The sequence below is a fragment of the Mesorhizobium sp. M2A.F.Ca.ET.042.01.1.1 genome, assembly GCF_003997405.1.
Taxonomy (GTDB): domain Bacteria; phylum Pseudomonadota; class Alphaproteobacteria; order Rhizobiales; family Rhizobiaceae; genus Mesorhizobium.
The window spans coordinates 1-385 of the sequence record NZ_RZRX01000664.1 but is presented as its reverse complement, the minus strand read 5'-3'; the positions used below and the strand labels follow the sequence as shown (position 1 = coordinate 385).

Sequence of the window (385 nt, the reverse complement as noted above, 5' to 3'; positions counted from 1 at the left end):
GTGCGCAAACCGCCACGGTTCGTGTAGCTCGACACCGGGAATGCCATCCAGCGCGGCAGCCAGCCGTCGACTTTTTGCCTGCCGTTCTCGCCGCAAAGGAAGTCGCGAATGATCTTCTTTTGCGTCTTCACCTTCTCCGAAGAATTGCCATCGGCGACGAGACTGCCGCCGACATCGGCGAGGATTTCGGTGGCGACTTGCCTGTCGCGCAACAGCTCGAAGAAGGCATCGTCGGCCTGCCAATGGCCGCGCATGTCGAGGCCAAGATGATTGCCGAGCGCTTCGACAATCGCGCTGCCGGTGCAAAGCGTCTCGGCCATGACCAGCGCCAGAACGCGCAGGACATCGTCGTCTGGGAGTGCCAGCAGACGGGCGACGACTTTGC

1 pseudogene is annotated in these 385 nt (G+C 62.1%); it reads right to left on the bottom strand.

The features are described 5' to 3' along the window. Nucleotides 1-385 (bottom strand): annotated as a pseudogene (locus tag EOA23_RS35430) (chromosome partitioning protein ParB); the annotation flags it as partial.